At 71.7% G+C, this 25,757-nt stretch carries 28 protein-coding genes; 13 read left to right on the top strand and 15 right to left on the bottom strand.

Annotation, left to right across the window (positions count from 1 at the left end; all coding sequences use genetic code 11):
• Nucleotides 1-129 precede the first annotated feature (129 nt).
• Nucleotides 130-1,611, bottom strand: a complete 1,482-nt coding sequence (locus ABZ471_RS27415) for an MFS transporter (protein WP_359069886.1) — start codon at nt 1,609-1,611, stop codon at nt 130-132.
• Between the two features lie 85 nt (nt 1,612-1,696).
• On the opposite strand from ABZ471_RS27415, the gene ABZ471_RS27410 reads away from it, so the two are divergent.
• On the top strand, nt 1,697-2,095 hold the full coding sequence (locus ABZ471_RS27410) for a MarR family transcriptional regulator (protein ID WP_359069884.1): 399 nt from the start codon (nt 1,697-1,699) through the stop codon (nt 2,093-2,095).
• Between the two features lie 7 nt (nt 2,096-2,102).
• Here the strand turns inward: ABZ471_RS27410 and ABZ471_RS27405 are convergent, their stop codons facing one another.
• Nucleotides 2,103-2,843, bottom strand: a complete 741-nt coding sequence (locus ABZ471_RS27405; RefSeq protein WP_359069882.1) for a maleylpyruvate isomerase family mycothiol-dependent enzyme — start codon at nt 2,841-2,843, stop codon at nt 2,103-2,105.
• Between the two features lie 576 nt (nt 2,844-3,419).
• Nucleotides 3,420-4,583 carry an MFS transporter gene (locus ABZ471_RS27400; protein WP_359069880.1) on the bottom strand — a complete coding sequence of 388 codons (1,164 nt, stop codon included), beginning with the start codon at nt 4,581-4,583 and terminating at the stop codon, nt 3,420-3,422.
• A gap of 305 nt (nt 4,584-4,888) precedes the next feature.
• Between ABZ471_RS27400 and ABZ471_RS27395 the strand changes: the two genes are divergently transcribed.
• From ABZ471_RS27395 to ABZ471_RS27385, 3 genes are all read left to right on the top strand, one after another.
• Nucleotides 4,889-5,071 carry a hypothetical protein gene (locus tag ABZ471_RS27395; protein ID WP_359069878.1) on the top strand — a complete coding sequence of 61 codons (183 nt, stop codon included), beginning with the start codon at nt 4,889-4,891 and terminating at the stop codon, nt 5,069-5,071.
• An 8-nt stretch (nt 5,072-5,079) separates the two neighbouring features.
• Nucleotides 5,080-5,805, top strand: a complete 726-nt coding sequence (locus tag ABZ471_RS27390; RefSeq protein ID WP_359069876.1) for a DUF899 domain-containing protein — start codon at nt 5,080-5,082, stop codon at nt 5,803-5,805.
• Between the two features lie 306 nt (nt 5,806-6,111).
• Entirely contained in the window at nt 6,112-6,507 is a 396-nt protein-coding gene (locus tag ABZ471_RS27385) for a luciferase family protein (protein WP_359069875.1), read from the top strand.
• A 17-nt stretch (nt 6,508-6,524) separates the two neighbouring features.
• Here ABZ471_RS27385 and ABZ471_RS27380 read toward each other — a convergent pair whose 3' ends face one another.
• Nucleotides 6,525-7,304, bottom strand: a complete 780-nt coding sequence (locus tag ABZ471_RS27380) for a DeoR/GlpR family DNA-binding transcription regulator (protein WP_359069873.1) — start codon at nt 7,302-7,304, stop codon at nt 6,525-6,527.
• 123 nt (nt 7,305-7,427) lie between these two features.
• Between ABZ471_RS27380 and ABZ471_RS27375 the strand changes: the two genes are divergently transcribed.
• Both ABZ471_RS27375 and ABZ471_RS27370 read left to right on the top strand, forming a co-directional pair.
• Nucleotides 7,428-8,309 carry a sugar isomerase gene (locus ABZ471_RS27375; RefSeq protein ID WP_359069871.1) on the top strand — a complete coding sequence of 294 codons (882 nt, stop codon included), beginning with the start codon at nt 7,428-7,430 and terminating at the stop codon, nt 8,307-8,309.
• Between the two features lie 25 nt (nt 8,310-8,334).
• Nucleotides 8,335-9,195, top strand: a complete 861-nt coding sequence (locus ABZ471_RS27370) for a class II fructose-bisphosphate aldolase (protein WP_359069869.1) — start codon at nt 8,335-8,337, stop codon at nt 9,193-9,195.
• 60 nt (nt 9,196-9,255) lie between these two features.
• On the opposite strand, the gene ABZ471_RS27365 is transcribed toward ABZ471_RS27370, so the two are convergent.
• The 3 genes from ABZ471_RS27365 to ABZ471_RS27355 form a co-directional block, all read right to left on the bottom strand.
• Nucleotides 9,256-9,696 carry a hypothetical protein gene (locus ABZ471_RS27365; protein ID WP_359069867.1) on the bottom strand — a complete coding sequence of 147 codons (441 nt, stop codon included), beginning with the start codon at nt 9,694-9,696 and terminating at the stop codon, nt 9,256-9,258.
• Nucleotides 9,697-9,827: 131 nt separating this feature from the next.
• A complete protein-coding gene (locus tag ABZ471_RS27360; protein ID WP_359069866.1) occupies nt 9,828-12,011 on the bottom strand; it encodes a hypothetical protein in 2,184 nt (727 codons plus the stop codon).
• A 496-nt stretch (nt 12,012-12,507) separates the two neighbouring features.
• Nucleotides 12,508-13,644, bottom strand: coding sequence for a methyltransferase (locus tag ABZ471_RS27355; protein WP_359069892.1), 1,137 nt, complete (start codon nt 13,642-13,644; stop codon nt 12,508-12,510).
• A 78-nt stretch (nt 13,645-13,722) separates the two neighbouring features.
• Between ABZ471_RS27355 and ABZ471_RS27350 the strand changes: the two genes are divergently transcribed.
• From ABZ471_RS27350 to ABZ471_RS27340, 3 genes are read left to right on the top strand one after another with little or no spacing between them, the layout of a single operon-like run.
• Entirely contained in the window at nt 13,723-14,373 is a 651-nt protein-coding gene (locus ABZ471_RS27350) for an alpha-ketoglutarate-dependent dioxygenase AlkB (RefSeq protein WP_359069864.1), read from the top strand.
• A 48-nt stretch (nt 14,374-14,421) separates the two neighbouring features.
• Nucleotides 14,422-15,660, top strand: a complete 1,239-nt coding sequence (locus ABZ471_RS27345; protein WP_359069863.1) for an ROK family protein — start codon at nt 14,422-14,424, stop codon at nt 15,658-15,660.
• Between the two features lie 11 nt (nt 15,661-15,671).
• Nucleotides 15,672-16,388 (top strand): NUDIX domain-containing protein, encoded by a 717-nt coding sequence (locus ABZ471_RS27340; RefSeq protein WP_359069861.1) that lies wholly within the window; start codon nt 15,672-15,674, stop codon nt 16,386-16,388.
• 58 nt (nt 16,389-16,446) lie between these two features.
• On the opposite strand, the gene ABZ471_RS27335 is transcribed toward ABZ471_RS27340, so the two are convergent.
• The 6 genes from ABZ471_RS27335 to ABZ471_RS27310 all read right to left on the bottom strand — a co-directional run bounded on the left by ABZ471_RS27335 (nt 16,447) and on the right by ABZ471_RS27310 (nt 19,800).
• Nucleotides 16,447-16,974 (bottom strand): SMI1/KNR4 family protein, encoded by a 528-nt coding sequence (locus tag ABZ471_RS27335; protein ID WP_359069859.1) that lies wholly within the window; start codon nt 16,972-16,974, stop codon nt 16,447-16,449.
• Nucleotides 16,975-17,020: 46 nt separating this feature from the next.
• Nucleotides 17,021-17,203, bottom strand: a complete 183-nt coding sequence (locus tag ABZ471_RS27330; RefSeq protein ID WP_359069858.1) for a DUF1272 domain-containing protein — start codon at nt 17,201-17,203, stop codon at nt 17,021-17,023.
• Between the two features lie 121 nt (nt 17,204-17,324).
• Nucleotides 17,325-18,233, bottom strand: a complete 909-nt coding sequence (locus ABZ471_RS27325) for a phosphotriesterase (protein WP_359069856.1) — start codon at nt 18,231-18,233, stop codon at nt 17,325-17,327.
• Entirely contained in the window at nt 18,230-18,814 is a 585-nt protein-coding gene (locus ABZ471_RS27320; RefSeq protein WP_359069854.1) for a DUF4865 family protein, read from the bottom strand. The genes ABZ471_RS27325 and ABZ471_RS27320 overlap by 4 nt, the downstream gene beginning before the upstream one ends.
• A gap of 15 nt (nt 18,815-18,829) precedes the next feature.
• Nucleotides 18,830-19,219: a cupin domain-containing protein gene (locus ABZ471_RS27315; protein ID WP_359069852.1), complete on the bottom strand. Its 390-nt coding sequence runs from the start codon at nt 19,217-19,219 to the stop codon at nt 18,830-18,832.
• A 17-nt stretch (nt 19,220-19,236) separates the two neighbouring features.
• Nucleotides 19,237-19,800 (bottom strand): TetR/AcrR family transcriptional regulator, encoded by a 564-nt coding sequence (locus ABZ471_RS27310; protein WP_359069850.1) that lies wholly within the window; start codon nt 19,798-19,800, stop codon nt 19,237-19,239.
• A gap of 181 nt (nt 19,801-19,981) precedes the next feature.
• On the opposite strand from ABZ471_RS27310, the gene ABZ471_RS27305 reads away from it, so the two are divergent.
• The 4 genes from ABZ471_RS27305 to ABZ471_RS27290 all read left to right on the top strand — a co-directional run bounded on the left by ABZ471_RS27305 (nt 19,982) and on the right by ABZ471_RS27290 (nt 24,084).
• The gene (locus ABZ471_RS27305; protein ID WP_359069848.1) at nt 19,982-20,272 is read left to right on the top strand and encodes an SHOCT domain-containing protein; all 291 of its coding nucleotides are present in this window, start codon (nt 19,982-19,984) and stop codon (nt 20,270-20,272) included.
• Entirely contained in the window at nt 20,269-21,018 is a 750-nt protein-coding gene (locus ABZ471_RS27300) for an ABC transporter ATP-binding protein (protein WP_359069846.1), read from the top strand. The genes ABZ471_RS27305 and ABZ471_RS27300 overlap by 4 nt, the downstream gene beginning before the upstream one ends.
• The gene (locus ABZ471_RS27295) at nt 21,015-23,576 is read left to right on the top strand and encodes an FtsX-like permease family protein (RefSeq protein WP_359069844.1); all 2,562 of its coding nucleotides are present in this window, start codon (nt 21,015-21,017) and stop codon (nt 23,574-23,576) included. The genes ABZ471_RS27300 and ABZ471_RS27295 overlap by 4 nt, the downstream gene beginning before the upstream one ends.
• A gap of 220 nt (nt 23,577-23,796) precedes the next feature.
• Nucleotides 23,797-24,084: a hypothetical protein gene (locus ABZ471_RS27290; RefSeq protein ID WP_359069842.1), complete on the top strand. Its 288-nt coding sequence runs from the start codon at nt 23,797-23,799 to the stop codon at nt 24,082-24,084.
• A gap of 262 nt (nt 24,085-24,346) precedes the next feature.
• Here ABZ471_RS27290 and ABZ471_RS27285 read toward each other — a convergent pair whose 3' ends face one another.
• Nucleotides 24,347-24,937, bottom strand: coding sequence for an ATP-binding protein (locus ABZ471_RS27285; protein ID WP_359069841.1), 591 nt, complete (start codon nt 24,935-24,937; stop codon nt 24,347-24,349).
• Nucleotides 24,938-25,142: 205 nt separating this feature from the next.
• The gene (locus ABZ471_RS27280) at nt 25,143-25,466 is read right to left on the bottom strand and encodes a hypothetical protein (RefSeq protein ID WP_359069839.1); all 324 of its coding nucleotides are present in this window, start codon (nt 25,464-25,466) and stop codon (nt 25,143-25,145) included.
• Between the last annotated feature and the right edge of the window lie 291 nt (nt 25,467-25,757).

Below are 25,757 nucleotides of genomic sequence, written 5' to 3'. Positions count from 1 at the left end.
GATGAGGTAGGCAGCGGCCTGCGACAACGCGAGCGGCAGGTGCCCTAAATCCTGGGCGAGCGCGGCGAGCTGTTCGTCGGGCTCGCAACCAACTCCCGCCGGGCGCACGCGCGGAGGCGTTCCCCCTTGTCAGTCGCGGACCGCCACGCGATCCGCGTCCGCCTCCTCCACGGTGGACCTGGCGACCACGAGCGACGGAAGGTCACGACGGCTGCGCAGTCCGGTGAGGGTGATCAGCAGGCCCGCCACGGCGACGGCCGTGACGACCATGAAGCCCGGCCGGTAGCTGTCCAGGACGGCCTGCGGGGTGGCGTGCGCCGGTGCGGCCGCGGTGACCACGGCCGTCACGACGGCCAGGAAGATCGCCCCGCCCACCTGCACCGAGGTGTTGAGCAGCCCGGAGACCATGCCCTGCTCGTGGTCCTCCACCCCGTTGGTCGCCTGGATGTTGAGCGAGGGGAAGACCAGGGCGCAGGCCGCGCCGATCAGCAGCATCGACGGCAGGATCACCGCCGCGTACACCGGGTCCAGGTCGACGCGCAGGAACAGCGCGTACCCGACGACCATCAGTGCGAAGCCGGTCGCGATCAGCCGCGGGGTGCCGAACCGGTCGACGATCGCACCGACCTTCGTCGAGGACACCGCCACCAGCGCACCCGCCGGCAGGAAGGCGAGCGCCGTGTGCAGCGCCGACCAGCCGAGCAGGGACTGCATGTACAGAGTGGTCAGGAACTGGAAGCCGACGTAGGAGCCGAAGAAGGCCACCGCGCCGAGCTGGGCCCGGACCTGACTGCCCGAGCGCAGCACGCCGAGCCGGACGAGCGGACTGGGCGAACGCCGCTCGACCAGGACGAACGCGATCAGCAGGACGGCGACGGCCAGGAAGGACAGCAGCGTACGGGCCGAGGCCCAGCCGGCCTCGGGCGCCTGGACGACGGTGAAGACCAGCAGCAGCATCGCCGCGGTGCCGAGGACGGCGCCCGGGATGTCGTAGCCGTCGTGGTTCTCCTCGCGGGCGCTGCGCGGCAGCAGCTTGAGCCCGGCGGCGAGGGCGATCAGCGCGATGGGCGCGGGCAGCAGCATGGTGAAGCGCCAGCTGGCCTCGGTGAGCAGGCCGGAGAGGACCAGGCCCATGGAGAACCCGGTGGCGGCGCAGGTGGTGTAGATGGAGAGCGCGCGGTTGCGCAGCGGACCCTCCGGGAACGTCGTGGTGATGATCGACAGGCCCGCCGGCGCGGTGAAGGCCGCGCTCAGGCCCTTGATGAAGCGGCTGGCGATCAGCAGCGGGCCCGAGTCCACCAGCCCGCCGAGCAGGGAGGCGACCGCGAAGACGCCGAGGGCGACCAGGAACACCTGGCGCCGGCCGAGCAGGTCGGCGGTCCGGCCGCCGAGGAGGAGCAGCCCGCCGTAGCCCAGGATGTAGCCGCTGACGATCCATTGCAGCGTCGAGGTGGACAGGTGGAGATCGGAGCCGATGGACGGCAGCGCGACGCCGACCATGGAGACGTCGAGCGCGTCCAGGAACATCGCGGCGCAGAGCACCAGCAGGGTGCCCCACAGCCGGGGAGTCCAGCGTCCTTCGGACGCGGGGGCGGTGAGCGGAGAGGTCATGGCGACGACACTACATGCGCATGCATCGAATGCAAATGCATTTAATTACGATGCAACAATCTCGTTTCTCTGCTACGGTGCGCCCATGGCGGCGAACCGGGCCGAGCAGGCGCTCGTGGAGCAGTGGCGCGACATTCTGGCCCTGCATGCCCGCACCCAGTGCGAGCTGGACCGTGTCCTGCACGGACACGGCCTGTGTGCCAGTGACTTCGAGGTCCTCGACGTGCTCGCCGACGGCACGGCGGCGGACGGCGGCAGTGCCTATCGCGTCCAGGAGATCTCGGAGCGCGTCCATCTCAGTCAGAGCGCGCTGTCCCGGCTGATCGGCCGCCTGGAGAAGGACGGGCTCGTCGAGCGGGCCATGTGCGCGGAGGACCGGCGCGGCGTCCGCGTGGCACTCACGGGCAAGGGGCGCGCGCTGCACGGCGAGGTACGGCCGGTGCAGCGCGCGGTCCTGGCCCGGATGCTGGACGACGCTGACTGACGCGACATCAGATCCCGGACTTCTCCCGCCACAGCGCAGCGAGAGAGGGATCGCCCGTCACGCTCGGCACCGGCACACGGTTCCACAGCGCCAGGTACAACAGGTCCGCCGGGCCCGCCAGTTCGGCCTCGGCCTCCCCGGACCCGTCCCGCGAGGCCGCCGGCGGCTCCGTCGACAGCCGTACGGTCCACACCGCGTCGGCGCCCGCGTCGACTGCCCGCACCCGCATCACGCGCGGCTGCTCCGTGCGGACCCGGCTCCTGGAGCGGGCGTGGAAACCGCGTAGCAGCTCGTCGATGCCGTCGGCCGCGAACTCCGTGGCGATCGCGGACGCCGTGCCGCCCCGAGCCGTCTCGGCGTCGTAACGGTGGACCGCCGTCTCGTGCGCCTGCCGCCGGGTCCAGAACAGCAGCGGTGAGGGGCAGGGCGCCGGGTGGAAGGTCCAGCACTCCAGGTCGGCGGGTGCGGCGGCCAGCGTGTCCACCAGCAGGCGGTGGCTCTCCCGGTACCAGGCCACCAGTTCGGCGCCGTCCAGGCCGGGGCCGTCGTCGAGGGGGCGCGGTGCGGTGTGGCCTTCGGCGACGTAAGCGGTGGCCCACCGGTGCACCGCGCCCGTGTGCCGCAGCAGGTCCTTGACCTGCCACTGCGGGCAGGTCGGCACCTTGGCGTCGGTACCCGCGGTCTCGGCGGCCGCGGCCAGCGACCGGCCCTCCCGGTCCAGGGTCCTGAGGAATTCGGCAGTCTCCATGGGGCCGAGTGTGCCGGATGGAGCACGCTCGAGGCTCACATCGGCGGGGAAGGCGCGATGAGCAGGCGCGCGGCCGGTCTCTCTGCCCTGCGGTCCCGGGGCGGCGTCGGGTGCTCGTCGCCTGGTGCCGTAGGTCGGACGCACGCGGTGGCGTGCGACGCCCCTCATCCTGGGCGCAGGGCTCGCAGATGCTGACGCCGGGCAAGGGTGCGGGCGTCGCCCCCGGTGGTCCACGAAGACCGACGACCGCGTCGGCTCCGGCCGCCGCCTCCTCCACTCCCTGGCCGGTGACCACGTCGCCACCGCGGGCATGGAGTGCGGTACGGCCTCGTGTCCCGCCGTGTTCGGCTTCTTCACTACGTGCGACCCGATCAGGCCGGTGCCGCCGAAGACCGCGGACTTCATCGGTCACCTTTCGTCGCGCACCGACAGGCCATACGTCCAGACTGCGACGGCTCGGTGCGCGGCGCATGCGGGACCGTGCGGGGCGGCCTCGGTGCAGGACGCTTCGTGACCACGTGCCTCGCGGGCCGGCGCCGGCGATGAGCGACCGCCGGCCTCGCGTCTGACGTCATGTCAGATACTCATCACCCGTCGTGTCGCCAGGCCGATGAGCGCGGCGACGGCGGCCAGCACGGCGACGCTGGTGAGCGCCGCGGGCAGCGAGAACCAGTCCGACATGAAGCCGATCGCGGGCGGTCCCAGGAGCATGCCGCCGTACCCGAAGGTGGAGGCCATGGCGACACCGGACGGACCGGCCAGCACGCCGGCCCGCTCCACGGCCACCGGGAAGAGGTTGGCCAGCCCGAGACCGGTGACGGCGAAGCCGATCAGTGTCGCCCACACGGAGGGCGCGAGCGAGCCGAGCAGCATGCCGGCCGTCGCGGTGGCACCTCCGGCGATCACGGTCCGGGCGCGCCCGAGGCGCTCCAGCAGCGCCGTCCCGGTCAGGCGGCCGACGGTCATGGCGAGCGCAAAGCATGAGTATCCGACGGCCGCCGTCCCCGACGAGGCCGCCAGGTCCTGCTGGAGGTGGAGGGCGCCCCAGTCGGCCATGGCCCCCTCGCCGTAGGCCGTGCACAGCGCGATCAGACCGAAGACGACGACGAGCCCGCGGGTCCGGACATCCGGGCGGCGCGGACCACCCGCCTGCGGGCGGAGGCGGTCCGACGGGACCGGCGGCTCGTGCCGCAGGACGGCGCGTCCCGCGACAGCGGTGACCAGCAGTCCGACGAGTGTCAGGCCGAGCAGGTGCCGGGTGGGGGAGAGAGCGCCCGCGACGAGCCCGCCGAGCCCGGCGCCGAGCATCCCGCCCAGGCTGAACGCCGCGTGGAAACTGGGCATGACGGGCCTGCCCAGCGCGGCCACCAGGTCGACGGCGGCGCTGTTGAACGCCACGTTGATACCCCCGTAAGCCGCCCCGAACAGGAGCAGCACGGCGCCGAGCGTCACAGCGGAGTGGGTGAGCGGGGGCAGGGCGACGCTGAGGGAGAGCAGTACCGCGCAGACGACGGTCACCTGGTGACTGCCGAAGCGGCGGCACAGACGTCCGGTGAGCGTCATCGTCACGACCGCCCCCGCGGACACCCCGAGCAGCGCGAGCCCGAGCCCGCTCGCGGAGGCGTGGGTCTGCTGCTTGATGGCGGGGATGCGCACCACCCAGCCGGCGAAGACGAAGCCGTCCAGGGCGAAGAACGTGGTGATCGCGACCCGGAGACGAGTGAGACCGTTGCCCGGCACGACGTTGTGCGATCGGGATTTGTTTAGTAGCGGCACAAAGTCAGGCTAGGTGGGGCGGCGGCGCAGGGCAAGGCGGCCGGTATACCGCGTACACGGCGAGGACGACGAGCGCCCGGACGGCGCGCCCGATGTCGCGATTGCCTTCAGTGGTCACAACCGCACTCTTCGTGATTGCTTGCCATGGCGATTCCTTGCTCCTCGGGAAGAATGGAGTCCGGAACTGCGGTCGCCTGTTGGGGCACGGCCGCTCCCGAGAACTCACCGATGACTTTCCGGCCTCGACGGTGTCCTTACTCGAGGACGAGATGGCCGACCTGCTCGACTGCGGCGGCGTCTCGGTGAACAGCGCGCTGCCGCAGGCGCGCCCGACGCTGGAAGGCCTGAGTCCCGCGCCCGAGCCTCCCGAGTACCAGGAACACGCGGCGATCGATCGGTTCTGCCAGGGCCTCCGACGTGAAGGCTTCGATCCCGCGCTCGATGAAAGGTGAACGTCACCATGAAGACACCCCCGATCGTCTCGCCGCAGGAGTGGGAGGCTGCGCGCCAGCAGCTGCTTGTGGAGGAGAAGCAACTGACCCGCGCCCGTGACGCACTGGCCGCCAAGCGCCGGCGGATGCCCTGGCTCGCGGTGGAGAAGGCCTACGAGTTCGACGGACCCGACGGCAGGGTGGGCCTGCTCGACCTGTTCGATGGTCGTCGTCAGCTGATCGTCTACCGTGCCTTCTTCGAGCCCGGCGTGTTCGGCTGGCCCGACCACGCCTGCCGCGGCTGCTCCATGGTGGCCGACCATGTGGGCAACCTGGCTCATCTGAACGCCCGCGACACCACTCTCGTCTTCGTCTCGCGCGCGCCGCAGCCGGACATCGCGCGGGTGAAAGCGCGGATGGGCTGGACGATCCCCTGGTATTCGATGACCGACGACTTCGACACCGACCTGGGTGTGGACGAGTGGCACGGCACGAACGCGTTCATCCGCGACGGGGACAACGTGTTCCGCACCTACTTCATCAACTCCCGTGGTGACGAGGCGATGGGGAGCACCTGGAGCTACCTCGACATGAGTGCGCTCGGACGGCAGGAGACCTGGGAGGACTCGCCCGAGGGCTATCCCCAGACCCCGCCGTACGAATGGTGGAACTGGCACGACGCGTACAGCGACGCCGAGACCGCCCCGGAGTGGCTGGCCATCACCCGCCGAGACACCGGGGACCCGTCCGAGTGAGCCCCACCGGCACTGCCGGATCCGTGCGGGCCTTCGTGGACGGACGGATGAGAACGGGTGCACGGGTCTGTCACACGTGAGGCTGTATGTGATACGGAACTGGGCAGGCGGATCGGGCCCCCGAAGCGCCTCCGGCCGGCGGAGATTTCCGGTTTTCGGCCCCGTTGGCGAGGTCAACCAATCGTCGGACGGGCCGAGTTCGGGATGCGGACAGGTCCGGGGGCGGCCGAATCGGTCATGGCTACATCTCGGTTAATGCTTGCTCACGAGCTGGTTGCGGCCAGGTGAGCAGGCCATGATGGTTCCATGACGTTGGCCTCACGCGCGCTAGCGCAACTGGCGACCTGGCCGGACCTGAGACAGGCCGTCCCGAGCTGCGGCCTGGGACAGGCCGTGCGTTCGGCCCAGGGCGAGATCGCCCACTTCCACTCGGACCGCGACGTGGATCTACGGCTGACCGACCGGGCCATCCGGCGGCTCGCCAAGGATCTGAAGCACACGGGCGCCATCCGGATCGTGCCGGGCTCGCAGTGGGTGACCCTCCGGCTCGACGCCGCGAGCGACGTCGACCTGCTGCTGACCCTGGTGAGCGTGGCACTCCAGGCCCAGCAGACCTGGCCCGACCCGGCCGACCGGGCGCCGGTCGGCTGCAACGACCAGCGCGGGGCGGGGTTCGTGAAGGTCGACCTCAGCGGTATGTGACGTCCCGCGCAGAGACGTCAAACCGTGAGGACGCGGATGCCCGCCTCCTCGAAGCGGCGCACGGTGCCCTGACTCGCCGCCGTGTCCGTCACGAGCGTGTCCACCAACTCAGCCGCGCAGATGCGGGCGAACGCCCGCTGGCCCAACTTGCTGGAGTCGGCGGCCACCACCACCCGCTCGGCGCGCTCGCACAGCAGCCGGTTGATCGCGGCCTCAGCCTCGTCGTGCGCCGCCGCTCCGTGCGTGACGTCGAACGCGACCACGCCGAGTACGGCGACGTCGAGCGTGATCTGGCCGAGCACGCCGTCCGCGAGCGGACCGATGAGTTCGTACGACTGCGGGCGCGCGACCCCGCCCGTCACCACGATCTTGAACTGGGGTCGTACGGCAAGCTCGTTGGCGATGTTGAGTGCGTTCGTGACGATGGTCAGCGCCGGTGAACCGGTACCGAGGTCGCCGCGCACGGCCAGCGCGCGGGCCACCTCCGTGGTGGTCGTGCCGCCGGTCAGCCCGACCGCCTCGCCCGGCGCCACGAGATCCGCCACCGCCTTGGCGATCCGCTGCTTCTCGGAGGCCCGGCGGGCCGTCTTGTAGCGCAGGGGAAGTTCGTACGACACCCCGTGCACCACCGCGCCGCCCCGGGTGCGCACCAGCATCTGCTGCTCGGCGAGCTGGTCGAAGTCCCGGCGGATCGTCGCCGCCGACACCTCCAGTTCGGCCGCCGCCTCCTCGACGTCCAGCCGGCCGCGCTCGACGAGCAGTTCCAGCAGCGCCTTCCAGCGGGCGTCCCGGGACATCCGCAGCCTCCGTTCTCCGTCTTTTCGGCGACCTTAGCGCACCCCAGTCTGTGCACTGATGCTTGATTGTGCTCGAAAGCTCGCTATATCTTGCAGGAACGATCAGCAAGGGGAGGGTGTGGCATGAGCCATGTCGAGGACGAGCTGAACAGCCAGCCCGAGTGCTGGATACGGGCGGCCGAGGAGGCCGGACGGCACGCCGAAGCACTGCCGGGCGCGGGGGAGCGGGTCGCCGTCGTCGGGTGCGGGACGTCGTACTTCATGGCGCAGGCGGTGGCCTGCCTGCGCGAGGCCACCGGGCAGGGGGAGACGGACGCGTTCGCCGCCTCGGAGTTCCCGCGCGGGCGGTCGTACGACCGGGTCGTCGCCCTCACCCGCTCCGGCACCACCACCGAAGTGCTGGACCTGCTCGGTCAGGTGCGCGGGATGGCGCGGACCACGGCCGTCACCGCCGACCCCGCCACCCCCGTGCGGTCGGCCGCCGACGACCTCGTCGTGCTGGACTTCGCCGACGAACGCTCCGTCGTCCAGACCCGGTTCGCCACCACCGCGCTCACCCTGCTGCGCGCCCACCTCGGCCTGCACACGACCGCCGCCGTCGCCGACGCCCGAACGGCCCTCGCGACCGACCTGCCGGAGGGGATCGTGGACTGCGCACAGTTCACCTTCCTGGGGCGAGGCTGGACCGTCGGGCTCGCCAGCGAGGCCGGCCTGAAGATGCGGGAGGCCTCGCTGTCCTGGACCGAGGCCTACCCGGCGATGGAGTACCGGCACGGTCCGATCAGCATCACCACCGAGGGCACCGCGACCTGGATGCTCGGCGAGTCACCCGAAGGCCTCGCCGAACAGGTGCGCGCCACCGGTGGACTGTGGGTCGAGGGCGCGCTCGACCCGCTCGCCGAACTCGTCCGCGTCCAACGCCTCGCGGTCGCCGTCGCCGCCCGCCGCGGCCTCGACCCCGACCGGCCGCGCCACCTCACCCGTTCGGTGATCCTCGCCTCTTGACCCGCTCCGGGAAGGGAAACAAGCCGTGCCCCTCGCGACCACCGGCGAGCTGGTCACCCGTGCCGCCGAAGCCAGGTCAGCCGTCGCCGCCTTCAACGTCATCACCCTGGAACACGTCGAGGCCGTCATCGCCGGAGCCGAGTCCACCGGCGCACCCGTGGTCCTCCAAGTCAGCGAGAACGCCGTCAAGTTCCGCTACGGACGGCTCCTGCCGCTCGCGCGCGCGGCCGTCACCGCCGCCGAGCGCGCCGGCGTGCCCGTCGCGTTGCACCTCGACCATGTGCAGAGCGACGACCTGCTGCGCCAGGCGCCCGAAGCCGGGTTCAGCTCGGTGATGTACGACGCCGCCCGGTTGCCCTACGCCCAGAACCTCGCCGCGACCCGGGCCGCGGCCGACTGGGCACACGCCCAGGGCCTGTGGATCGAGGCCGAGCTGGGGCAGGTCGGCGGCAAGGACGGCCGGCCCCCGCTGGACGCCCACGCGCCCGGCGCCCGCACCGATCCCGACCAGGCGCGCGACTTCGTCACCCGCACCGAGGTCGATGCCCTCGCCGTGGCCGTCGGCAGCGTGCACGCCATGACCACCCGCACCGCATCCCTCGACCACGGCCTCCTCAAGCGCCTGTCCGCCGCCCTGCCCGCCCCGCTGGTCCTGCACGGCTCGTCCGGTGTGCCGGACGACGGACTGGTCGCGGCGGTCAGGGGCGGGATCGCCAAGGTCAACGTCGGCACCGCCCTCAACGCGGCCATGACCGGCGCGATCCGGGAATTCCTGGCCGCCCACCCGGAGGCCGTCGACTCACGCAAGTACCTCAGTGTGGGCAGGGAGGCGATGGCCCGCGAGGTCGCACGCATCATCGGCGTACTCGGCCGCACCGGCACCTGACCGGACGCCGGCCGTCTCGGCCACCGCACCTGCCCCGTCAGGGCACGGACGGGTGCGGACTCAGCGCACCGTCACCGTGACCGAAGCGGTCATCGTGCAACGTGGCACACGGCTGATCAGGTCCAGCAGGAGCCCGCGTTCCTCTGCACGTTGGCCGAAGCGGCCGAACCACTGTTCAGGACGTGCGCTCTCGGTGGAAAAGGTCAGACGATACTCGTAGTCGCCTGTTTCCGACGGGCTGAAGTGGTCGAATGCGGTCAACGGAAAGGAGACACCTCCTTCCACGGCCTGTCCGGGGGCGAAGGCCTCGCCCGGAGCCAGCCGGCGGAAGTGCGACCGCAACAGCGGTCCGACGAGGGGGTCCTCCGGACCTGGCTGGTCTGTGGGACGCCCGTCCCGAAGGATCGCCGTGCGGTAGTGGGGATAACGCAGTCCGGCCTCGGAGCCGTCGAGTACACCGACGACCCACAGGCCCGTATCGCTGACGTTGCGCAGCTCCACGTGGACGGGAACCGGCTCGCCGAGGGGGTGCGGGCCCGCGGCCGCACACAGGACGAGTCGGAGACCGGCGGCCGTCCGACCGCCGGTCTCACTGTCGGGGATTTCGGGTGCCACGATCGGCCCTGCCGGTCCTACGGGCGGGTGACCGCTGCCTTGGTCTGTTCGGCCTGCGTCTCTATCTCCCGCATGACGTGCGGGTTGAGGTTCTTGCCGCGGAACACGTCGACCATCCGGTCCATGACCTGTGTCGCCCGTTGCGGATCTCCCGCCTCGGCCGCCACATGGGCCAGGCGCCGCATCACCTGTCCGAGCGTGATGTTGTCGACGCCCTGGTCACCGGTCGAGGCGTTCACGACCCTGTTCAGCTCGCTGATGCTCTCGTCGGGGTTGCCGCACCGGATGCGCAGCGTCTTGTCGGCGGTGAGGTCCTTGAAGTCCCTCGCGGCATTGAATCCCTTGACCAGACGCGGGTAGACGGCGAGCGGGTGGTCGGAGTACCGCTCCAGGACCTGGCCCAGTGCCTCGTTCCCGGAGGTGAGACTCTCGGACCGGGAACCGAGCAGATAGAAGAGCGTGCCCTGCTCGTCGCCGAGCATCAGGTCGGCCACGTTCTCGTCCTCGTCGCTGTGGGGTGCGCGGACCGTGAGCTGATGGACCTGGGAGATCACCCGGGAGCCGTCGGCCGCGCAGTACTGGGCCCGCAGTTGGTACCGGCCGGGCTGCTGGAAGTAGAGGCCGTCCCTGCCGTAGCCGATGTAGGCACTGTCGTAGATCGCCGGCCGGGCGGTGTCCAGCACCGTCTGGTCGTCCCCGTCCGCACAGCGGATCAACGCGGGCCGGTAGGCCTTCACCTGTCCGGAAGGCGGGCGGATGGCGATGTTGACGTACCCGTCCTTGGGGTGCAGTCGGCTGAACGTGGTGCATCCGCGCAGGTCGGAGGTGGCCAGCTTGAGCTCGACCACGACCGGTTCGCCCAATCGGAACGTTTCCTTGGAGCGCAGTTCCAGGGTGAGGCCGGAGTGGTCGATGACAGGGTCGCCGAATAGATCCGCGTCGACCTCGGCGGCCCCCACCCCGAACGGATTGCCGCCCATGACCACGTCACGGTAGAAGCCGTGCCGCACGTGCACCAGTTCGCTGTCCGTGAACTGGAACGGGAATTCGGCCCAGTAGGCGGCCGCCCCGCCGGGTGCCGGCGGCAGGGGCTTGTAGTTCTGCACGTAGTTCATCCACGACAGGTCACCCAAACCGCCGTTGGGGCCGAGAGGCTGTGGCGGGTCGGCGGAGTTCTTGTCCCACGAGTGCAGCAGGTTGAAGGCGTGACCCAGTTCGTGGACGTACGTACGCAGCTGCGCGCGCCGGCTGACCGGATCGTCGCCCTGGATCAGGTTGTGGAAGACCGCACAGCCCTGCCTCTGGAAGGACCCTCCGAAATCGAACATGATGCCCCGGACGGTGCTGTCCTCGTACGCGGTGGCCACCAGCTGCCATACCTGCCACAGGGGGGCGTCCCGCCAGAGGCTGAAGTGGTTGACCATGGCGTTGTGCAACTCCGCGTCGTTCCACTTCAAGTCCGGGCCGGCGGCACCGGTGGAGATGACATCCGGTGTTCCGGCGATCTGCATCTGGATCCCGGCCTCCGCATACGCGGCCGGTACGTTCAGCACGCGTGCGGGACTCGATGGGGGCTGTGCCAGGGACCCGGTGTTGTACGAGACGAACGGGATCGTTCCCGCCACGGAGTCCTGTTCGAGCTGGACGGTGCGGAAATGCGGGGAAGCGAACGTGCACAGGTAAGTCGCGCTGGGCGCCGCGCCGTCGTTGGAGAATTGCACGGTGGCCGGGCCCGGTCGTGGTGCGGCGACCGGGTCGACGACCACGGCCACCTCCACGTGCGGGGACACGGCGGGGAAACTGAACTTCCCCCGGCCCGCGAGCTTCACCACGCCGTCGCCGGAGACGACCGACGGTGCTTCCACGACGAAGGAACCGACGTAGTTCGTGGTCGCCCCGCTCGTCTGGAAGAAGTCCCCGCTGATCCGCCCCATGGGCCGCGGACCATCCACGTCCACTCGCAGTTCGAGCAGCTTCTCGCCCTCTGTGCTGCGGTAGCGCCCACTGACGAAGGTACGGACCGGCCGGTCCGCCGCCTGCTGTGCGGACTGTGCCTCGAGGTTCGCCACGCGTGCCCGGAGCCGGGCCAGTTCCTCGGCTTCCGGTTCCGCGACCACGGCGTTCGCGGGCGCGCCCTGCTCAGCCCTCGGCATCAGCTCTTCACGGTCGTGCGCCTGGGGCGGGTATGCTGCCCCGTTCAACGTTGTAGGGTCCGAAATGACCGACATGGCCCCTGCCTCCTGCACTTGGGATCCATCGAGCGGCACGGTGCGAGTGAGGCGCTCGTTTCATCCATGCAGAAAGGGCGTGGGTGACTACATACCCCACCCGCTGGGGTGGCTCGAGTAGTCGTTTCTGGCCAACACCACCACCATCTCTCCGCCGTCGGGGAGGCCGCAACTCGGCCGGCCGGGCGCAGCGGAGGGGTCGTCAACGACCACAGCGGCGCGGGGGATCCGGCCGCGACCACGGTGGGGCTCGCCGCCGGCCGAACTCGACGACGGAGCCCGGTCGGCCGTGATGATCAGAGGCGTGGCGGGAACCGGTGGCGCTGTCGCCGCGGGCAAGCCGGACACGCTCGCGTTGGAGGCGGTCGCAGCCGTCCGCTCGGCTTCGCAGGCCGTCGACCGGCTACGCGCGCAGGGCGGGGCGGACGTGGCCGCAGTGCAGGGGCACTTGACCTCCTCGCGACAGGCCCTAGCCCTTCTTGACCGCCTTCAGCACCACGAACTTGGGGTCGCTCGCCACCAGTTGGCTGTTGCCGAAGAGTCGCCTGAGCTTGAGGTGGTAGCCCAGGTGCCGGTTGCCGATCACCCACAGCTCACCGCCCGGGCGCAGCGCGCGCTCGGCCCCGGTGAACATCCGCCACGCCGTCGTGTCGGTCGTCGCCTGGTGGGAGTGGAACGGCGGGTTGTTCAGCACGAGGTCCACACTGCCGGGAGCCACCCCGGCCAGCCCGTCCCCGACCCGGAACTCGGCGTGCCCGGGCACCCCGTTGGCCTTGTACGTCGCCTCCGCCGAGGCCACGGCCTGGAACGACTCGTCCACGAACAGCACCTCGGCCTCCGGGTCGGCCAGCGCCATCGCTGTACCGACGACGCCGTTGCCGCAGCCGAGGTCCACCACACGCCCGGCCTCCGGGCCGGCCGGCAGGTGCTGCAGGAAGAACCGGGTGCCGATGTCGAGCCGGTCGGCGCAGAACACGCCCGCGTGGTTGACGACCGTGCGCCCGGAGACCGCCCCGATGCCCTCCGGGAGGTCGTAGCTGTACGGCCACGGGTTCGCGGGCCGCTCCAGGGACGGGTCCGGGGTGCAGAAGATCAGCCGGGCCTTCTGCTGCGCCAGCGAGGTCCGGGTCGGCCCGAGGATCCGTTCGAACAGCTGGAGCGTGGAGGTGTGGATCTCCTTCACCATCCCGGTGCCGACGACCACCGTGTCCGCGTGCACGGCGGGAGCGAGCCGCAGCAGCTGGTCCTCCAGCAGCGCCAGGCTCTTCGGCACGCGTACGAGCAGGACGTCCACCCGCTCCGGCGGCGGGTCCTGGGTGGTGAGCAGACGCACGGCACCGGGCTCGACGCCGGCCCGCGCCAGGTTCGCCCGCGTCGCCTCCTGGCTCAGGAAGGAGTCGGTGAGCTGCGTCGGCCGGTACCGCGCGAGCGTCGTCGCCAGCGCCCCCCAGCGGTCGCCGACCACCACGACCGCGCCCGTGAGCGGCACCCCCTCCTCGGCCAGGTGTCGCAGCAGGTACGCGTCGGAGGCGTCCCAGGCACGCAGCCGGTCGCGGGGATCCTCGGGGAAGCGGGACAGCTCGAACTCGCCCCACGGAGTCGTCATACGGTCGTTCATCGTGCTCCAGGCTAGCCGAGCCGCAGCTCAGGCCCGGTCGGCCGGGCCTCGGGCAGGATGGAGCGCATGGACGTGGAACTGTTTCCGAGGGAGCGGGCCGAGGTCGCGCCGGGCGCCGTGCACGTCCCGCACTGGCTGCCCGCCGAGCGGCAGCGCGCGCTCCTGACCGCCTGCCGGGACTGGGCGCGCCCCCCTGCCGGGCTGCGCACGGTGCGCACCCCGGGCGGCGGCACGATGACCGCCCGGCAGGTCTGTCTGGGCCGGCACTGGTACCCGTACGCCTACGCCCGCACGGTCGTCGACGGCGACGGCGCCCCCGTGAAGCCCTTCCCGGCCTGGCTCGGCGAGCTGGGCCGCGACGCGGTGGCCGACGCGCTCGGCCCGGAGGCGGTCCCGGCGGAGCCGTACGACATCGCGCTGATCAACTTCTACGGCGGTGACGCCCGCATGGGCATGCACCGCGACGCCGACGAGAAGTCGGCCGCGCCCGTGGTCTCGCTGAGCCTCGGCGACGCCTGCGTCTTCCGCTTCGGCAACACGGAGAATCGCGCGAAGCCGTACACGGACGTGGAACTGCGCAGCGGGGACCTGTTCGTCTTCGGCGGGCCGTCCCGGCTCGCGTACCACGGTGTGCCGCGCGTGCACCCTGGTACGGCACCGCCGGAGCTGGGTCTTGCCGGGCGGCTGAACATCACCCTGCGGGTGAGCGGGCTGTAGATCACGGCACCGGCCACGACAGCTGCGGATCATGGGAGACTCACCCTCATGAGCGGCACGGCGGACCCCCGGAAGGCGGGGGAAGGGACCACCTCGAGGGCGCGGCTGGACCGGGGGCGCGGTGCGCTCGGACCGGCGCTGGAGCTCGTGCACACCGGGCGGGCGCCGACCCGGGCCGTGCTCACCGCCGAACTCGGGGTCACCCGGGCGACGGCCGGGGCGGTGGCCGCCGAACTGGAGGCGCTCGGGCTGATCCGGGTCGACGCCCGGCCGGGCGCCGGGGCCGGTTCCCAGGGGCGCCCCTCGCACCGGCTGGAGGTCGCCGAGGACGGTCCGGTGGCGCTGGCCGCGCAGGTCCACGCCGACGGCTTCCGGGCTGCGCTGGTCGGCCTCGGCGGGCGGATCGTGGCGACCGCGCCCGGCTGCGAGACCGTCGACGCCGACCCGGCGAAGGTGCTGGGCTCCGTGGTGGAGGCCGGCGCCGAACTCCTCCGCACGTCGGGCCGCCGCTGCGTGGGCGCGGGGCTCGCCGTCCCGTCCGCCGTCGCCGAACCCGACGGTCTGGCCCTCAACCCCCTCCACCTGGCCTGGCCGGTGGGCGCACCGGTCCGCCGGATCTTCGCGGAGTGCGTACGCGCCGCGGGTATCACCGGCCCCGCCTTCGCGGGCAACGACGTCAACCTCGCCGCCCTCGCCGAGCACCGGCACGGCGCGGGCCGGGGCGCGCGGGACCTGCTGTGCGTGGCCACCGGACACCGTGGCGTCGGCGGGGCCCTGGTCCTCGACGGCCGCCTGCACACGGGCAGTTCGGGCCTCGCCCTGGAGGTCGGGCACCTCACCGTCAACCCGGAGGGGCGCCCCTGCCACTGCGGCAGCCGGGGCTGCCTGGACGTCGAGGCTGACCCGCTCGCGCTGCTCATCGAGGCCGGCCGCGACCCGGGCCCCGAGGTGTCCCTGCTCCAGCAGGCCAACGACCTGCTGCGCACCCAGTACGCCGACCCGGCCGTCCGCACCGCCGCCGAGGCCCTGATCGACCGCCTCGGCCTGGGGCTCGCCGGCCTCGTCAACATCCTCAACCCGGACCGCATCATCCTCGGCGGCCTGCACCGCACCCTCCTCGACGCCGATCCCGAACGTCTGCGCGCGGTCGTCGCCGACCGCAGCCTGTGGGGCCAGAGCGGCGGCGTCCCCATCCTGCCCTGCACCCTGGACCACAACAGCCTGGTCGGCGCCGCGGAGTTGGCCTGGCAGCCGGCACTGGACGATCCGCTGGGCGCACTCCAGTGACGCCGCCCACGGTGGAACTCTGGCACGCACTCCGCATCCGGCTCGTCGAGACGCCCACACCCGAGGTCTCCCCGGGGCACCGCTCGGCGATGGACCGCCTGTGGGCACAAGCGGTGCGCGCGAACCCGGCACTGTTCGACGGTCCGGTGGCCGCGCTCACGGGGCTGGAGCGGGACGGATGGGACGGCCTGGTGCTGTCGTGGGCGCGGGCGACCTACCGCTTCCGCGCACTGCGCCAGGTGCCGGACGCGCCCGCGTGGTCGTCCCTGTTCGTGACCGTGCTGCAGCCGTCCGACGACGGCCGTCTGATGGTGGGCCGGATGTCGCCCTCGACGGCAGCCCCGGGGCGCTGGCAGCTGCCCGGCGGGACCATCGAACCCCCCGACGGCGAGGGTGGGCTGGACCTCGCCGGTCTGCGCCGCCACGCGGCCCGCGAACTGGCCGAGGAGATCGGCTCCGACACACCGTCCGACGCCCTGGCCCTGTGGCTGACCACCCGGGGAACCAGTGGCAACGTCGGCGTGATGTTCGTGGCCCCGCCGCGACCGGCAGACGAGTTGGACGAGCGGTACGCGGAGCTGGTGCGGACGGAGTCGGCCCGTGGCTACGATCCTGAGTTCGACCGCATCGAGCTGATCCGCTCGGCGGCCGATCTGGAGGGGCTGGAAGGACCGCACGTGGACTACCTGGAACCGGTCGTACGGCACTACGCCGGCGGCCCGGCCTGAACCGTCGGGGTGTCCTGGGCGTGGCCACCGGCCGGCGGAGGCTCCACAGGCATCCCGCTCAGCGGCAGAGCCCCATGATCAGGTCATCGAAGCCGGCGAACTCCTCGCGGGCCAGTCTGGTCAGTGTCGCCGCCGTTTGTCCGCGCCCCGCAGCGAACTGCTCGGCCACCGCTGTCAGTTCGGCGTTCGGACGGGAGGTGAGGCCCACACCGTAGGGGTCGACCGCCTCCAGCGGACCCGCACCGTCGGCCAGGATCCACAGGAAGTCGGACAGGTCGCGGGCGACGACGCCGGTCTCGCCCTCGGACCCGAGGAAGACGACGGGCTGGTCGGCCGGCTCCCGGCCCGGGCGGACCAGCCAGAACGCCGCGTAACCTCCCGTGCCGTCCATGCCGAACACCCGGAAGGCGTCGCCGCTCACCTCCTTGTTGCCGGTCCACGACCGGAACCAGTCGGTCGTCTCCTCGGCGGAGAGGAAGCGGTCGAAGGGCTCCAAGTCCACCCCGTCGCGGTCGTAGTCGAAGGGGTGGGCAAGAGCGGCGGCGAGCGCCGCCGGGAAACGGCAGTCATCATGCGTGGAGGTCATACGCGCAGGCTAGCCAGCGGGACTGACAACCCGACGGGGCCGGGACCTACGAGGCCACGCGCCGGGGCCGGGCGACCAGCTCACCGCCGCAGTTGGGACAGATCTGCCCCATCGCCTCACCGCACGCCACGCAGAACGTGCACTCGTACGAGCAGATACGCGCCGGACCCTCCGCAGGCAACCCGGTGGTCTCACAGCGTTCGCAACGGTCGCGCATTTCCAGGGCCATGGCAGTCTCCGTCTCCTCGGGCGGGTGGCCGGTGGTGTTCCGGAGCCCATCCTCCGGACAGGCAGTCCGAGCCGAAACCCGCCATGGGGACGGAGATCCACACGATCGGGCCACCACCCGGTCACGTCCAGTCGACCGCGAACGCCTGCCCCGGATGGTGCGTGAGGATGCGGTCCACCAGCTCCGCACCCACCGCGTCGGCCAGCCGTGGCCGCACCCTGCGCAGCAGGTACGGCATCCCGGGACCGCCGTCCACCGACCGCGCCCCGGCGGCCACCGTGTCCCCGCCGAGCAGCAGCCGGTCTCCGTACCCGGCCTCCGCCAGGTCCCGGACCGCCTCCGGCATCCGCCAGTCGGTGGCGTGGTGGGCGCGGGAGGGCCCGTCGAAGGCCAGCCAGCAGCCCGAGGCGGCGGCCTGCCGCTGCACCACCGGGTCGGGGGAGCGGTTGAGGTGTCCGAGGATCACCCGGTGCCCGGGCACTCCCAACTCGCCGCACAGCAGGTCGAGCACGTCCAGTGCGCCGGTCCCCAGTTCCAGGTGGACGGCGATCGGCGCTCCGGTGGCCCGGTGGGCCTCCGCCGCGGCGGTCATCGTCCAGCGGGCGTGTGCGTCGAGGGCGTGGAAGCCGCCCGCCACCTTGATCAGACCGGCGCGCACCCCGGACGTGCCGATGCCCTCGGTCAGCTCGCGGACGAACACCTCGGCGAGCCTGCCGCGCAGCCCGTCGAGGATCTCCGGCGCGTAGTGCGCCGCCTGGTGCAACCCGGTCGCGCAGACGAGGTGCACCCCCGTGCTCCTGGACAGGCCCGGCAGATCCGCCGCACGCCGGCCCATGCCGTACGGCGTCCACTGCACGACAGCCGCCCCGCCGGCAGCCCGGAACGCCGTCAGCTCGGCCCGCGCCGCCGTCGCGTCGTCCAGCTCCAGGCCCGGCAACTGCGGGCTGCGCAGGAAGAGATGGTCGTGCGCGTCGCACACGCCCAGTTCGTCGGCGCGGACGTCACCGAGGACCGTACGGACGCGGCTCACCACTGCCGGCCGCGGGGCAGGTCACTCCGCCCGGGTGCCGACAGGTGCAGCACCTCGAACACGTCGCCCTCGGCCTTGGACGTGTTGTGCTCCCAGAGCGAGAAGTGGACCAGCTCCCATGCGCGCGTGTCCACGGCGGTCGCCGCCAGTACCGCCCCGTCCTCCGCGGCCAGCCGCCCGGTCTCGCTCGCCGCGTCCGCCATGAACGTGGCCAACTCCGCACCGTCCGGCACCGGTTGGCGCCGCCGCACGGCGAACGCGGCGGGGGAGCCGGCGGCAGCGCCCTCCTCGAAGGCCAGGCCCGTCCACTGCCGTATCTCCGGCCGCCCGAAGTCGTCGACAGGCCCCTGGAAGGCGCCTCCCCAGAGGAAGCTGTTCATGCCCTCCACGGTGTTCCAGAGGTAGAACGGCCCGTACTGGTTCACCGGCGAGCCGTGCACCCCGCGCTCGCGCAGCACGTACGTCTTGATGCCGAGGCCGTCCCAGTCGTCCAGGAGAGGGGCGACGCGGTTGACGCGGGAGCGGATGATGCCCATGTCGTAGTCTGCGGGCAGGGTGAACTCGTACTGCATGGCGTGCATGTCGCGATTCCCTTCTCAGGCCGGGTAGTCGGTCACGTGCTCGTGCCACTCGGTCGTCGTGCCGTCCTCCGCGGCTTCCACGACGGCGAGGTGCGTCATGAAGGCACGCGGCGCGGCACCGTGCCAGTGCCACTCGCCGGGCTCGATCCACACCGTGTCGCCCGCACGGATCTCCTCCACGGCACCGCCCTTGCGCTGCACCAGCCCCTCGCCCTCCAGGACGTGCAGCACCTGGCCGTGCGGATGCCGGTGCCAGGCGGTGTGCGCGCCGGGCGCGAAGTGGACGTTGAACATGCGCAGCCGGGACGGGGCGGCGGGGGCGGCTATCTCGTCCAGCCACACCGAGCCGGTGAAGTTCTCCGCCGGACCTTGCACGCTTTCGGGACGCCGTCTGGTGATGTGCACGGAAATCGGTCCTCCAGTCAGGGAGTTCGAGGGGCGAGAAGCGAGAGCAGGCCGCGGACACCGGCGTCGAAGGCGGCGGGGGAGCCGGAGGCGCGGGCGAGCACGTAACCGCCCTGCACGGTCGCGAGGACGGCCGCGCCGATCTCCTCGCCGTCCAGGCCGGCCGCGAACTGCCCCTGCTGCTTGCCCTCTTCGACGATCCGGGCGATCCGCCCGCGAATCCACGCGATCGTCTCGTCCACCGGCGCGCGCAGTTCGTCGCTCGCGATCACGTCGGGGTCCATGGTCAGCCGCCCGATCGGACAGCCGCGCAGCACGTCGCGCTCGCGCAGCAGATACGCCTCGATCCGCTCGTACGGCGTGCCGGGGCCGCCGAGCACACCCTCGGCGGTGGTCCGCAGCTCCTCGGCGGTCCGCCTGATCGCCGCCAGGGCCAGGTCCGGCTTGCCCTTGAAGTGGTGGTACATGCTGCCCTGGCCGGCCCCGGCGCGCTCCAGGATCGCCTTGGGGCTCGTGCCCACGTAGCCCCGTTCCCACAGCAGCTCGCGGGTGGACTCGATCAGCCGTTCCGAGGTGCTCATGAACCGATTGTACATACTAGTAGGTACAGTCGGCCAGTCCCCAGGGAGCAGCTGCGCCACCCCGTCGTACTCCCGCGGAGGTACGCGCACTGCCGCCGGCTGCACGACGACCCGGACCCCCTGCCGGAGGGAGCCTCGTGGCATCACCCGAAGACCCTGCCGACAAGGGAGACGAACCGAGATGCAGACCCTGGCGAACTGGGACGGCGGACCCGGCCCGTGGATCCTGTTCTTCCCGCTGATCTGGGCGGTCGTCGTGATCAGCGCCGTCACCTTCCTGCGCCGCACGGCCCGGCGCGGACGCGGCGGCCCCTGGCGGGCCCTGGACGGCGGACGCCCGGCGGGCGACTCGCCGCTCGCGGTCCTCGGCCGCCGCTTCGCCTCCGGCGAGATCGACGAGGACGAGTACTGGCGCCGCCTCTCCGTCCTGGAGGAGCAGTTCGGCCGCGTCGGCAAGGGCGGTGCGGCATGACCACGACGACCGCACTGCGCACGGCGGCCCGCGTCGTGGGCGCGGTGAAGGTGTACGGCGGTGGCGACACCGCCGTACACGCCCTGGACGGCGTGGACGTCGACTTCCCCGCCGGCCGCTTCACCGCGATCATGGGCCCCTCGGGCTCCGGCAAGTCCACCCTGATGCACTGCGCGGCCGGCCTCGACACGCTCACCTCGGGTGCCGCGTACATCGGCGACACCGAGCTGGGCGCACTGGACGACCGCCGTCTGACCCTGCTGCGCCGCGACCGGGTCGGTTTCGTCTTCCAGGCGTTCAACCTGGTGCCGACACTGACGGTCGCGGAGAACATCACCCTGCCCCTGGACCTCGCCGGACGGCGGGGCGACCGGGAGTGGATCGACGCGCTCGTGGACGTCGTCGGGCTGCGCGACCGACTGCGCCACCGGCCCTCCGAACTCTCCGGCGGTCAGCAGCAACGTGTCGCCGTGGCACGGGCGTTCGCCGGCCGCCCGGACGTCGTCTTCGCCGACGAGCCGACCGGCAACCTGGACTCCCGCTCCGGCGGCGAGGTCCTCGGACTCCTCCGCCGCGCCGTACGGCAGACGGACCGCACGGTCGTCATGGTCACCCACGACCCGGTGGCCGCCGCCCACGCCGACGAGGTCGTCTTCCTCGCCGACGGGCGGCTGGTCGACCGGATGGAGTCCCCGACCGCCGACAAGGTCCTGGACCGCATGAAGGCCTTCGAGGTGCGGTCATGAACGCATCGCTCCGGCTCAGCCTCACCTCGCTGCGCGCGCACCGGCGCCGCTTCGCCGGCACGTTCCTCGCGGTGTTCCTCGGCGTCGCCTTCCTGGCCGGCACCCTGGTCATGGGGGACACGCTGCGCGCGAGCTTCGGCAGCATGTTCGGCGAGGCCACCAGCGGCACCGACGCCGTCGTACGCGGCGCCGACGCCATCACCACACCCGGCGAGGCCCAGGGCGTACGGCGCCCCGTCGCCACCTCGCTGGTCGACACCGTCGAACGGGTCCCCGGAGTGGCGGCCGCCGCCCCCGGCATCCAGGGCGCGGGCCAACTCGTCGGCGCCGACGGCAAACCCGTCGGCGGCCAGGGCCCGCCGACCCTCGCCGGCAACTGGATCACCGACCCGAGGCTCAACCCGTACCGGCTCGCCGAGGGCCACGTCCCCGCGCGCTCCGGCGAGGTCGTGATCAACCGGGGAGCCGCGAAGAAGGGCGGCCTGAAGATCGGCGACACCACCACCCTGCGCACCCCGGACCCGGTCGAGGTGACCATCGTCGGCCTCGCCACCTTCGGCGGCCAGGACGGCATGGCCCAGGTGACCTTCACCGGCATGACCCAGGCCGACGCCGAGAAGTACCTCACCGCACGGCCCGGCCAGGCGGCGAGCATCCAGGTGCGGGCCGGTCCCGGAGTGAGCCAGCGGGAACTGGTCCGGCGCCTGACTCCCGTGCTGCCCGAGGGAGTCGAGGCCATCACCGGTCAGCAGTCCGCGCAGGAGAACGACGACATGATCTCCAGCCAGTTCCTGAACCTCTTCACCACCTTCCTGCTCGTCTTCTCCGGCGTCGCCCTGCTCGTCGCCACCTTCTCCATCCACAACACCTTCGCGATCGTCGTCGCCCAACGCACCCGCGAGAACGCCCTGTTGCGCGCCCTCGGCGCCTCCCGCCGCCAGGTGAGCGCCGCCGCCCTCGCCGAGGCCTGCGTCGTCGCCGTCACGGCCTCCGGTGCCGGACTCGCGGGCGGCATCGGCATCGCCGCAGGGCTCCAGGCGCTGTTCCCGGCGATCGGATTCCCCTTCCCCGAGGGTGACCTGGTCATCAAGACGCTGTCGATGGCCCTGCCGCTCGCCGTGGGCGTCGTGGTCTGCCTGAGCTCGGCCCTGCTGCCCGCCGTACGCGCCGGCCGCACCGCCCCGCTGGCCGCACTGCGCGAGACGGCCGTCGACGCCTCCGGTGCGTCCCGCTTCCGTGCGCTCACCGGAACGGCCCTCGGTGCGGCGGCTCTCGCGGCCGCCCTCACCGGTGTCCTCCTCTCACCGTCCGTGTGGCTGGCCGGACTCGGCGCGCTGCTCGCCCTGGTGTCCTTCGTGGTGCTGGGTCCCGTCGCCGCGACCACGGCCGTACGGCTCCTCGGCGGCCCCCTCGACCGGCTGCGCGGGGTCACCGGCGGCCTCGCCCGGCGCAATGCCCTGCGCAGCCCGAAACGGACCGCCGCCACCGCGAGCGCGCTGATGATCGGCGTGGCCGTCGTGTCGCTGTTCACCGTGTTCGGCGCCTCGCTGAAGGCCACCATGGACCAGACGGTGTCCCGCTCCTTCGCCGGCGACGTCGCCGTCAGCACGCCCTCGTTCGGTGCGGGCGGCAGCGGGCTCAGCCCCCGGCTCGCCCCGGCCCTGCAGCGGCTGCCCGATGTGGACACCGCGGTGGGACTCGGCCGCGGTGTCGCCGAAGTGGACGGCAAGGGACGGGCGTTGACCGTGACCGACCCGGTCGCGCTCGCCCGCACCTTCGACCTCGGCACGGTCACCGGATCCCTGCGCGCCCTCGGCACCGACGGCCTCGCGCTGACCCGGGCGGAGGCCGACCGCCAGGACCTGCACACCGGCGACACGGCCCGGCTCACGTTCACCGACGGCAGGACACAGACCTTCACCGTCCGTGCCGTCTACGGCCGGTCCGAACTCGCCGGTGACTACGTCATCACCCGCGCGGCCTGGGCACCCCACCGCACCCAGGACGCCGACACGCTCGTCGCCGTCAGCTTCGAGCGGGGCGTGGACGTCGACGCCGGCAAGGCGGCGGTGAAGAAGGTGGCCGCACAGTACGGCAACCCCGAGGTGCAGACCCGGGACGAGTACGCGCAGTCCTCGGCCGGCGGCATCGACATGATGCTGACGCTCGTCTACGCCCTGCTCGCCCTCGCGGTGGTCATCGCCCTGCTGGGCATCGCCAACACGCTGACCCTCGCCCTCCACGAACGCACCCGGGAACTGGGCCTGCTGCGGGCCGTCGGCCAGACCCGGCCCCAGCTGCGGGCGATGGTCCGCTGGGAGTCGGTCCTGGTCGCCGCCTTCGGCACGGCCGGCGGGCTCGGCCTGGGCGCCTTCCTCGGCTGGGTGCTGGTGAAGGCCTCCGACGGCGCGAGCGACACCGCGTTCGCCTTCGCCCTCCCACCCGCCCGGCTCGCCGTGGTCGCCCTGATCGGCCTCATGGCCGGTGCCCTCGCGGGCCTGCGCCCGGCCCGCCGTGCGGCCCGCCTGGACGTCCTGCGGGCGATCGCCACCGAGTGAGGCGGCGCAGCCGGGATTGCCTGTACGGGTCTGCTCGAATGACCTGACGACGCTGCCGAAATCCGCAAATCCTGCAGCCCAGCACCGCTCACGCTGCAGCAGGGACAGTTTTCGTGGAATTCCCTCGGCTGTACGAGTGGTTAGTTCGGTGAGCGGTTTTTCGGAATGAATGCCGGGGTAGCTTGGCGGCGACTTGTTGTCCTAGACGAGGAGGAAAACCATGCGTGCACGGAGAGTCCTGGCCATCGCGATCGCCACTCCTGTCCTACTCGCCACGATCGGAATGACCGGTGCGTCCGCGGCAACTCTGCGCAAGCCCACACCCGACGTACCGGTCATGCAGCCCGAGCCCAACGCTGACGGTGCAAGCCGCGACAATGAAGAGTTCGGTGACGATGAGATGAGACCGGAGGAAGGCTTCGTGAACACCTTCGCAGGTGACCTCATGGAGCGTTTTTCCCCTACGAAAACGGGCAAGACGGGGGCCTCGTCCCCGGATAAGTTCTGAAACCATAAGAGGTCCTGGCAAGCCTGCAGACTTGCCAGGACCTCTTTGTGTTCCCTTGCAAGTCCTTGGGCGTGCGGCCCCTCTGAATCTCGACGTGATCGACCTTTCCGTCGAGTGTGAACCGCACCTTGCAGTAGCCGTATTCGGCTCTTCTGCTTCGGTATTTCGCCGAAGGATTCCGTGAAAAGGGGGGCGGCGCCGCCCCGGTCGCCGTGAGCGCCCTGTGACAGAGGTGCCCGGCACCGACGTGGTCACCGCCCGGTCAGCCGGGAACGGCTGACCGGGCGGGAGCGGGGGCCGCCGCGGAGGCATGGGCCGCCACGGGCGCCGGAGCCGCCGCAGCGATCGGTGCCGGGGCAGGCTGCACCTCGGTGATCCGGGGCGCGGGCTGCTGTTCGGCCGTACGGCGGGGCGAGCGGGCCGGCTGCCGGCGCGCCGCGGACGGTGCGGGCAGCGTGAACCACACGACCTTGCCGTTGTCGCCGTCCGGCCGTGCCCCCCAGCTCTCGCTCATCGCGGCCACCATGGCCAGGCCTCGCCCGCAGGTGGCCAGCGGGGTGACGTCCGTCGCGTCCGCGACGTCGGCCACCACCGGAAGACGTGGATCGTGGTCGCGCACCGAGACCGTGAGCCGGTCGACCAGCAGTTCCAGCTCGACGGTGCACGACTTGTCGGGCCGGGCGTGCCGGTGGACGTTGCTGAGCAACTCGGTCACACCGAGCGCGGCCCGGTCTATCAACGGGTCCAGACGCCAGTAGCGCAACTGTGCAGATACGATTCTGCGGACCTGGCCGATCCGCGACGGCAGGGCTTGGAGCTCCACCATGCAGTGCCTGCTTGGGTGACTGATCACGGCTGCGACTCCCCGATGTGAGGTCCGGAGGAACCGGAGGAACACGGAGAACAACGGATCCAGCAGGGTGCTTGCGTCCAAACGTCCGCCTGCTGTCGTGGCCGGCGGGCTGGTTCGCAGCGTTATCGCCGGTAAACCCAGAGTGACGTGAGACCAGCGTGACGCAGCGGATGCGCTCCCGCAACTCGCCGCGATCAGACGCAGGTCAGCCGCCGCGTCCGGCTGCCCGCCGCACCGCCTCGATGAACCGCCGTGCCGCGGGCGGCCCCGGCTTGCCCGGAGCGGGATCCTGCTCGCCCAGCGTCAGCAGGTACCGGTTGCCGTTGAGGTCCGCCAGCGCCCGGTCCTCCGGGGCGAACCACGGCTTGGAGGCGCGCACCGCCTGCACCGGCGCGCTGTCGATCTCGCTGCCGTAGCTGGTGAGCAACTCCAGCCTGCCGTCGCTGATCCGGACCTGCCCGGCCCGGGTGAGCGAGCGCATCCGCTTGCCTATCCGCACGCCCGTGGCCGTGAACTCCGGCTCCGCCATCCTTCGCCGCCCCCTTGTGCGTCGCTCGCCGGAACCCGGCCCGCGTGGGTCCGGATGCTGCCCCTGTCCGGTCGTGTCGCCTGGGGCCGTACCGGCTTCGTGATCCAGTGTGCGCCCTCGTTCGGGACGATCGTCCCGTCCGGTGCAGTCTGCCCCGATGCGGCCCGGAGCACCAGTACGCACGCGGGGGCGCGGCGGGCGCCCGGAGCACTCGCGCCAATACGCCCCCGCGCGCCTCGCACGGGTGTGCCCCAGCCCCTCTTTGGGTGGCTCAAAGATGCGTTTATGCAG

It is taken from the genome of Streptomyces sp. NPDC005728, from assembly GCF_040630895.1.
Lineage (GTDB): Bacteria > Actinomycetota > Actinomycetes > Streptomycetales > Streptomycetaceae > Streptomyces.
Note: the sequence above shows the minus strand (reverse complement) of the source record. Positions and strands in the feature narration are given on the sequence as shown.